This window comes from Flavobacterium pectinovorum, from assembly GCF_022802975.1.
GTDB classification, from domain to species: domain Bacteria; phylum Bacteroidota; class Bacteroidia; order Flavobacteriales; family Flavobacteriaceae; genus Flavobacterium; species Flavobacterium pectinovorum_B.
This window is the reverse complement of sequence record NZ_JAFEVZ010000028.1, coordinates 1-4,183: the sequence shown is the minus strand read 5'-3', so window position 1 is coordinate 4,183 and position 4,183 is coordinate 1. Positions and strand designations below refer to the sequence as shown.

2 tRNA genes and 2 rRNA genes are annotated in these 4,183 nt (G+C 46.3%); all 4 read left to right on the top strand.

From position 1 onward, the window contains the following. Nucleotides 1-191 precede the first annotated feature (191 nt). A 16S ribosomal RNA gene (locus FLV_RS19835) occupies nucleotides 192-1,705 on the top strand. 131 nt (nucleotides 1,706-1,836) lie between these two features. Continuing rightward, a tRNA-Ile gene (locus FLV_RS19830) sits at nucleotides 1,837-1,910 on the top strand. Between the two features lie 159 nt (nucleotides 1,911-2,069). Beyond that, nucleotides 2,070-2,143, top strand: a tRNA-Ala gene (locus tag FLV_RS19825). Between the two features lie 164 nt (nucleotides 2,144-2,307). Then, nucleotides 2,308-4,183 (top strand): 23S ribosomal RNA (locus FLV_RS19820); the annotation flags it as partial.

Here is a 4,183-nt window from a genome sequence, read left to right as displayed (position 1 = left end):
CCGCTTTGAGAAACAAATCAAAGTAAATAAAATAAGAAATACACGTTCGTAGACATATTGAATTGACAGCCGTTTTAACAGAGATGTTAGAACAAAAGAATAAGAGTAATAGAATTGTGAGATTCGAAAAAGAACCGATAGATACTCATCGCATAATACTTAGAGTTAAAGTAATTTAATTCAAACAATATACGATGAAGAGTTTGATCCTGGCTCAGGATGAACGCTAGCGGCAGGCTTAACACATGCAAGTCGAGGGGTATGCTTCTTCGGAAGCAGAGACCGGCGCACGGGTGCGTAACGCGTATGCAATCTACCTTTTACAGGGGGATAGCCCAGAGAAATTTGGATTAATACCCCATAGTATAGCAATCTCGCATGAGATCACTATTAAAGTCACAACGGTAAAAGATGAGCATGCGTCCCATTAGCTAGTTGGTAAGGTAACGGCTTACCAAGGCTACGATGGGTAGGGGTCCTGAGAGGGAGATCCCCCACACTGGTACTGAGACACGGACCAGACTCCTACGGGAGGCAGCAGTGAGGAATATTGGACAATGGGCGCAAGCCTGATCCAGCCATGCCGCGTGCAGGATGACGGTCCTATGGATTGTAAACTGCTTTTATACGAGAAGAAACACTCCTTCGTGAAGGAATTTGACGGTATCGTAAGAATAAGGATCGGCTAACTCCGTGCCAGCAGCCGCGGTAATACGGAGGATCCAAGCGTTATCCGGAATCATTGGGTTTAAAGGGTCCGTAGGCGGTTTAGTAAGTCAGTGGTGAAAGCCCATCGCTCAACGGTGGAACGGCCATTGATACTGCTGAACTTGAATTATTAGGAAGTAACTAGAATATGTAGTGTAGCGGTGAAATGCTTAGAGATTACATGGAATACCAATTGCGAAGGCAGGTTACTACTAATTGATTGACGCTGATGGACGAAAGCGTGGGTAGCGAACAGGATTAGATACCCTGGTAGTCCACGCCGTAAACGATGGATACTAGCTGTTGGGGGCAACTTCAGTGGCTAAGCGAAAGTGATAAGTATCCCACCTGGGGAGTACGTTCGCAAGAATGAAACTCAAAGGAATTGACGGGGGCCCGCACAAGCGGTGGAGCATGTGGTTTAATTCGATGATACGCGAGGAACCTTACCAAGGCTTAAATGTAGATTGACCGGTTTGGAAACAGATCTTTCGCAAGACAATTTACAAGGTGCTGCATGGTTGTCGTCAGCTCGTGCCGTGAGGTGTCAGGTTAAGTCCTATAACGAGCGCAACCCCTGTTGTTAGTTGCCAGCGAGTCATGTCGGGAACTCTAACAAGACTGCCAGTGCAAACTGTGAGGAAGGTGGGGATGACGTCAAATCATCACGGCCCTTACGCCTTGGGCTACACACGTGCTACAATGGCCGGTACAGAGAGCAGCCACTGGGCGACCAGGAGCGAATCTATAAAACCGGTCACAGTTCGGATCGGAGTCTGCAACTCGACTCCGTGAAGCTGGAATCGCTAGTAATCGGATATCAGCCATGATCCGGTGAATACGTTCCCGGGCCTTGTACACACCGCCCGTCAAGCCATGGAAGCTGGGGGTGCCTGAAGTCGGTGACCGCAAGGAGCTGCCTAGGGTAAAACTGGTAACTAGGGCTAAGTCGTAACAAGGTAGCCGTACCGGAAGGTGCGGCTGGAACACCTCCTTTCTAGAGCCTTAGTGTTAGTGCTTGCACACGCTGAGGAAAAAAGATGATTATTTTGAAAGTTCTGAATTGAAAGATTCAATTACTCTTGCTGTTAATTTAAAAAAAATGATAAAAGAATTAAGTAAAAACAGAGTCTCGTAGCTCAGCTGGTTAGAGTACTACACTGATAATGTAGGGGTCGGCAGTTCGAGTCTGCCCGGGACTACTTTTTAAAATCAAATTGACAATTATTAATTGACAATTGATAATTAAAAAGACTGATAAGCTTAATTAAAAGGAAATTCTGGACGCTGGGATTCGCCAAAAGAGGTTAGAGAAGAATTAGAAATCTAAAATCTGAATTCAAGAATCTAAAATTGAAAATGGGGGATTAGCTCAGCTGGCTAGAGCGCCTGCCTTGCACGCAGGAGGTCAACGGTTCGACTCCGTTATTCTCCACTAAATAATTGACAATTATCAATTGATAATTATTAATTGTTAAAGTTCATTGACATATTGAGATAAGAAAATAATAAAAAGTAGAAAGCGTTTTTTGTTATAGTAGCGATACGAATAATAATAAACAAAAAAAAACGGTCTTGTTTTAATTAACAAGATTGGTACAATAAGCAAAATAAGGGCGTATGGGGGATGCCTAGGCTCTCAGAGGCGATGAAAGGCGTGATAAGCTGCGAAAAGCTACGGGGATGGGCACACACCAATTGATCCGTAGATACCTGAATGGGGCAACCCACTATGTTGAAGACATAGTACACCGATAGGTGGGCAAACCCGCTGAACTGAAACATCTAAGTAGGCGGAGGAGAAGAAAACAAAAGTGATTCCGTAAGTAGTGGCGAGCGAACGCGGATTAGCCCAAACCAATGTTGTTACGGCAATGTTGGGGTTGTAGGACCACGACATTTTATGTACAAGGAACCGGAAGTTACTGGAAAGTGACGCCATAGAGGGTGATAGCCCCGTATGGGTAACAAGTATAATAGATAGTGGTATCCTGAGTAGGGCGGGGCACGTGAAACCCTGTCTGAATTTGGCGGGACCATCCGCTAAGGCTAAATACTCCTGAGAGACCGATAGTGAACCAGTACCGTGAGGGAAAGGTGAAAAGAACCGTGAATAACGGAGTGAAATAGATCCTGAAACCATACGCTTACAAGCGGTCGGAGCCCTTTCGTGGGGTGACGGCGTGCCTTTTGCATAATGAGCCTACGAGTTAACGTTGCTGGCAAGGTTAAGTGGTTAAGCCACGGATCCGTAGCGAAAGCGAGTCTGAATAGGGCGCTTTAGTCAGTAGTGTTAGACGCGAAACCGTGTGATCTACCCATGGGCAGGATGAAGCGCTGGTAACACAGTGTGGAGGTCCGAACCGGTTGACGTTGAAAAGTCTTCGGATGACCTGTGGGTAGGGGTGAAAGGCCAATCAAACTCGGAAATAGCTCGTACTCCCCGAAATGCATTTAGGTGCAGCGCTGATGATAGTTATATAGAGGTAGAGCTACTGATTGGATGCGGGGGCTTCACCGCCTACCAATTCCTGACAAACTCCGAATGCTATATAATGTTTCACAGCAGTGAGGGCTTGGGTGCTAAGGTCCAAGTCCGAGAGGGAAAGAACCCAGACCATCAGCTAAGGTCCCCAAATATATGTTAAGTTGAAAGAACGAGGTTTGTCTGCCCAGACAGCTAGGATGTTGGCTTGGAAGCAGCCATTCATTTAAAGAGTGCGTAACAGCTCACTAGTCGAGCGGACGAGCATGGATAATAATCGGGCATAAACATATTACCGAAGCTATGGATTTACAGTTTACTGTAAGTGGTAGGGGAGCATTCCAGCAGGGTTGAAGGTGTATCGTAAGGTATGCTGGACTGGCTGGAAAAGAAAATGTAGGCATAAGTAACGATAATGCGGGCGAGAAACCCGCACACCGAAAAACTAAGGTTTCCACAGCTATGCTAATCAGCTGTGGGTTAGTCTGGTCCTAAGGCGAACCCGAAAGGGACAGTCGATGGCTAACGGGTTAATATTCCCGTACTACTAATTACTGTGATGGGGTGACGGAGTGATGAAAGCGCCGCGAACTGACGGAATAGTTCGTTGAAGTACCTACCTATAAGAGATGCAGGCAAATCCACATCTTTTGGGGAAATACGATAGTACTCGGAGTCTTCGGACAAAGAGATAGTGCGCCTAAGGGCTTCCAAGAAAAACCTCTAAACTTCAGGTAATTAGTACCAGTACCGTAAACCGACACAGGTAGTTGAGGAGAGAATCCTAAGGTGCTCGAGAGATTCATGGCTAAGGAATTAGGCAAAATAGACCCGTAACTTCGGGAGAAGGGTCGCCCCGAGCAATCGGGGCCGCAGTGAAGAGGTCCAGGCGACTGTTTATCAAAAACACAGGGCTCTGCAAAATCGTAAGATGAAGTATAGGGCCTGACACCTGCCCGGTGCTGGAAGGTTAAGAGGAGATGTTATCTT